The organism is Streptomyces sp. P5F9 (assembly GCF_057961495.1).
In genome coordinates, this window is record NZ_JBXVPZ010000584.1 from 1 (window position 1) to 5,203 (window position 5,203).

Annotated in this window: 2 protein-coding genes and 1 pseudogene; 2 read left to right on the forward strand and 1 reads right to left on the reverse strand. The window is 71.9% G+C overall.

Annotated elements, in window-relative coordinates:
• Positions 1 to 540 precede the first annotated feature (540 nt).
• Positions 541 to 2,688 (forward strand): annotated as a pseudogene (locus tag AC31A1_RS46120) (serine protease); the annotation flags it as partial.
• Positions 2,689 to 2,827: 139 nt separating this feature from the next.
• A complete protein-coding gene (locus AC31A1_RS46125; protein ID WP_489659052.1) occupies positions 2,828 to 3,787 on the forward strand; it encodes a bifunctional riboflavin kinase/FAD synthetase in 960 nt (319 codons plus the stop codon).
• Between the two features lie 76 nt (positions 3,788 to 3,863).
• Here the strand turns inward: AC31A1_RS46125 and AC31A1_RS46130 are convergent.
• The coding region (locus AC31A1_RS46130) for a MinD/ParA family ATP-binding protein (RefSeq protein WP_489659053.1) at positions 3,864 to 5,203 on the reverse strand (1,340 nt) is incomplete at its 5' end.

A 5,203-nucleotide genomic window follows, 5' to 3' on the forward strand; every position in this document is an offset into this window, starting at 1 on the left:
GGGGTGCCTGCGCGTGGCGATGTCGGATCGGGTGAATTCGGGGTGCGCGCATCCGACGACGGCGGTTCGCTTCGGTTTGGGGCGCCTGCGTGTGCCGATGCCGGGTCGGTTCGGTTCGGGGCGTCCGCATCTGAGGTTGATGGTTCGGTTCCGTTCGGGGTGCCCCCGTCCGACGACGCCGGTCGGGTTCAGTTCGGGGTGTCCGCGTCCGAGGACGGCGGTCGGGTTCAGTTCGGGGTGTCCGCGCCCGGGGACGGCGGTCGGGTTCCGTTCGGGGAGCCCGCGTCCGAGGACGCCGTTCGGGTTCCGTTCGGGGTGTCCGCGTCCGAGGACGGCGGTTCGGTTCGCTTCGAGGTGCCCGAGCCTGAAGACGCCGGTCGGGTTCAGTCCGGGGCGCCCGCGCCCGACGACGTCGATCCGCCTCACTTCGGGACACCCGAGCCCATTGACGCAGGCCGGCATCACTCAGCCCGTCCGGCGTTTGAGGACGAGGCCGTTCAGGCCGATGGGGGGTCTGGGGGCGCAGCCCCCAGGGCGGTGCTGCCGGCCTGCGTCCACCTCGGAGACCTGCGGCCGGATGAGGCCCGCCGAGCCCGCGCAGCTTACGGCGTTCCCGATGGCGCCCTCGCCGACGCTGATGCCCGGCACCCCCTCGCCCTCCGGCTCCTCTCCGAGGTACTCGCGGCGCTGCCCGCCACCCCGGGTGCCCAACTCCACCGGGACGACGTGTTCGCCGCCTACCTGGACCTCATGTGCCTCCGGATCGCGGTCCGGCTCGCCGCAGAGAACGGCCTGCGCGGCACCGCCGTACGGCGCCTCGCGGCGAAGGTGTCCGGGCAGGTGCACGAGGCGGCGCGGCGCAGTCTGGGGCCTGGGCAGGGGGAGTTGGACCGGGAGTCGTTCGAGGCGGTGTTCCCGTGGGGGCCCGCACCGGCGCGGCTCGGCGGTGGCACCGGGTGGGCGTCCGCCGTCCTCACCGAGGGGCTGCTCGTGCCGGCCGGCGCCGGATACCGGTTCGCCCACGAGGAGTTGGCCGACTGGATCCAGGGCACGCACCTCGACCTGGACGAGGCTCTGCGCGCCCTGGTGCACCGCCCCCGTACCCCACGGTCCGGGCATCCCCTCCCCGTCCCGCACCACCGCATCGGCCCCGTCGTACAGGCCCTGCTGCTCCTCGGCAGACAACACGGCACCCACCAACTGGCGCTACGACTGGAGGAGTTGGCGGACGCCCTGAACGCCGACCCGGAGTCCTGGTGGGCCGCACGGCTGCTCGCCGAGGTGCTGCTGAGGGTGCCCGACGCGACGCCGTACGGCAACGCACTGCGGCTGCTGGCCGACCAGTTGGTGGCCCGGAGGCAGCAACAGGCGGTCGTACCAAAGGAGTTCGCGCCGGAGTTCTGGACGGCGCTGCAGCTACCCCATGCCGAGCGGTTCGAGTTGCTACGGCGGCTCGTGCTCGCCGACGACGCCCCGCAGGACGCCACCGCATCGCCCCGATTCCTGGACACCGCCGCCGAGTTGCTCGCCGCCGACCCCGCCGCCGTACAGCCGTTGCTGACCCGGTGGTTCGACGACGAGCGGTCGTTGCCCGCGATGCCGGAGGCGACCGTGGCGACGGCCGCGCAGGCGTTGCTGCACACGCATCGGCGGCGGGCACTGGACGATCTGACGGAGGTGCTCGTCGGGTGTGCGCACGGGCGGGCCGATGAACTCCTCGCCGTACTGGCGGAGGAGGAACCGTCGGCGGTGTGCCGGGCCGTGGACCGGTGGGCGCACGACGAGCGGCCGGCGCGCAGGGTGGCGGCGGTGGCGTACGGACTGCGGGCCGCACCGCACGTACGGACCGAGGCCGACCGTGAACTCCTGCGCTACGCGGCCGAGTTCCTCCTGGCCCGCCCCGCCGACTCCACCCTGCACGGCGGCGCGCTCGCCCTTCTCGTCCGCGATCCGCACGCCCGCACCCGCCATCTCCCGCAGGCGCTACGGCACTTCGCGTCCGGCGACCCGCAGTTCCCGCCGAGCGCGCTGGCCGCCGCCCTGACCACGCACCCCGAACCGGTCCTCGAAGCCTTCCGCGCCCGGCTGCACGGACCGCACGCGAGCGAGGCGGTCCGCACACTCGCCGACGTGGCGACCCCGTCGCTCGTGCGCCGGGCCGCCGCCCTGGTCCGCGAGACCGCCGTACGGTGGCCGGAGACGGCCGCGTACCTCGGCGTCTACGTCGACCGGTGCCTCGACCACGGCCCCGCGGCCCGCGCGATCCTGTTCCCCCTGGTCACTGGCCTGCTGGATGGTGGCCCGGCGTCGGTGCGGACGGTCCTCGCGGGCGTGCTCGCCGCCCCCGGCACCCCGGCATCCCGCCCCCTGCGCCGCGAACTCCTGGAGTTCCTGCTCGCGCACGAGCACGACCCCGCCGTACTGGACGCGCTCCTGCACACGGCCGGCCGCCGTGACGACGACGAGATCCGCGACCTCGTCCACCGCACCGGCCGGCTGCTCGTCCGTACCCCCGCGGGCGCGACCCGTTTCGACCGCGGGCTCGTCGACCTGGGCCGCCACGTGCCCGGCTTCGCCGCTCTGATGGCCCGCTGGCTGGCCGACACCCCGGAGGACTGGGCGGCGGTCGTCGGACCCAGCACGCGGCGCATGATCGAGAACCTGGCCGGGGTGGGGGTTCCCGCATAGCGGCCCCGGTACGTGCGCCCGGTCACAGCCTCCAGGCCGATGCGGGTCGGAGGCCCCCGGCATGGCACCCTTAGACCTGCGTAAGAGGTCAATGACACAGGTCTACATACGGACACGGGTTCGATGAGGAGCGGTCACAGTGCAGCGCTGGCGTGGCTTGGAGGACATCCCTGAGGACTGGGGGCGCAGTGTCGTCACCATCGGTTCTTATGACGGGGTCCACCGCGGGCACCAGCTGATCATCCGGCATGCCGTGGAGCGCGCCCGTGAGCTGGGCGTTCCCTCCGTCGTCGTCACCTTCGACCCGCACCCCAGCGAGGTCGTGCGCCCTGGCAGCCACCCGCCGCTGCTCGCCCCGCACCACCGCCGAGCCGAACTGATGGCCGAGCTGGGGGTCGACGCGGCGCTGATCCTGCCGTTCACCAAAGAGTTCTCGAAACTGTCCCCGGCCGACTTCGTGGTCAAGGTCCTGGTGGACAAACTGCACGCGAAGGCGGTCGTCGAGGGCCCCAACTTCCGCTTCGGCCACAGGGCCGCGGGCAATGTGGCCTTCCTGATCGAGCAGGGCAGGACATACGACTTCGAGGTAGAGGTGGTGGATCTTTACGTGAGCGGTGCGGCGGGCGGCGGTGAGCCCTTCTCCTCCACACTGACCAGGCGCCTGGTCGCCGAGGGCGACGTCGAGGGAGCCCGCGAGATTCTCGGCCGCCCGCACCGGGTGGAGGGCGTCGTCGTGCGCGGCGCCCAGCGCGGTCGCGAAATGGGCTTCCCGACGGCCAACGTCGAGACCCTGCCCCACACGGCGATCCCGGCGGACGGCGTCTACGCCGGTTACCTCCACGTCGAGGGAGAGGCCATGCCGGCCGCGATCTCCGTCGGCACGAACCCGCAGTTCGACGGCACCGAGCGCACGGTGGAGGCGTACGCGATCGACCGCGTCGGCCTCGACCTGTACGGCCTGCATGTAGCCGTCGACTTCCTCGCCTTCGTGCGCGGCCAGGCGAAGTTCGACTCGCTGGAGGGCCTGCTGGAGCAGATCGCGCAGGACGTGAAGCGGTGCCGGGAGCTGATCTCGGCGGATACCGGGGATGCCGGGTAGCTGTTCTTCTTTCTACGATCTTCTTTCTACGACGCGAAGGGCGGCCGGTGCTTGTGAGCATCGGCCGCCCTTCGCGTTACTGCTGCGGGGGTGCGGGCGGCGGGGGCGGAGTCTGGTCGCCGTCCGGTTGCGGGTAGCCCGGGTGCTGCGGGTACGGCGGCTGAGGCTGCTGGCCGTACAGCTGCTGGCCGGGGTGCGGCGGTTGCGGCTGCGGTTGGTGCTGTTGCTGCTGCTGGGGGTAGGGACCCGGCTGGCCGGGAGCCTGCTGGCCCGGGTACTGCTGCTGGCCCGGATAGCCCTGCTGCCCGGGCTGTCCCGGGTACCCCGGGTATCCCTGCTGGCCCGGCATCGGCGGGGCCAGTACCGGCGGGGGATTGCCGTCGCTCGTCCACAGGCCGTGCATCTGCTGGTGGCGGACGAAGTCCTCGGCGACCAGGGCCGCGAGGTTGAAGTACGACTCCCGTACCTTCGGCCGCATCATGTCGAGGTCGACCTCCGCACCGGCGGCGAGATGCTCGTCGAACGGCACCACCACGACACCCCGGCAGCGCGTCTCGAAGTGGCTGACGATGTCCTCCACCTTGATCGTCTTGCCGGTCTCGCGGACACCGGAGATGACCGTGAGCGAGCGTGAGACCAGGTCGGCGTAGCCGTGCGCCGACAGCCAGTCCAGCGTCGTACTCGCGCTGCTCGCACCGTCCACGGACGGCGTCGAGATGATGATGAGCTGGTCGGCGAGGTCGAGCACACCGCGCATCGCGCTGTAGAGCAGACCGGTACCGGAGTCGGTGAGGATGATCGGGTACTGGTTGCCCAGGACGTCGATCGCGCGGCGGTAGTCCTCGTCGTTGAACGTGGTCGAGACGGCCGGGTCGACGTCGTTGGCGATGATCTCCAGACCGGAGGGCGCCTGGGACGTGAACCGGCGGATGTCCATGTACGAGTTGAGGTACGGGATCGCCTGGACCAGGTCGCGGATGGTCGCACCGGTCTCGCGGCGCACCCGGCGGCCGAGCGTGCCGGCGTCCGGGTTGGCGTCGATCGCGAGGATCTTGTCCTGGCGCTCGGTGGCGAGGGTGGAGCCCAGCGCGGTGGTGGTCGTGGTCTTGCCGACACCGCCCTTGAGGCTGATCACCGCGATCCGGTAGCACGACAGCACCGGCGTACGGATCAGCTCCAACTTCCGCTGCCGCTCGGCCTCTTCCTTCTTCCCGCCGAGCTTGAACCGCGAGGGCGCGGCACCGGGCCGACCGCTCTTCGCCTTCTGCTTCTTGTTGCTGAGCAGCCGGTCCGACGACAGCTCCACGGCCGCGGTGTAACCGAGCGGCGCGGCACCGGGGTTGGTCGGCTGCCGCTGGTCGTGCTGGATGGGCTGCGGCCAGGCGGCACCGGTGCGGGGGTCCACCGGGGGTTGGG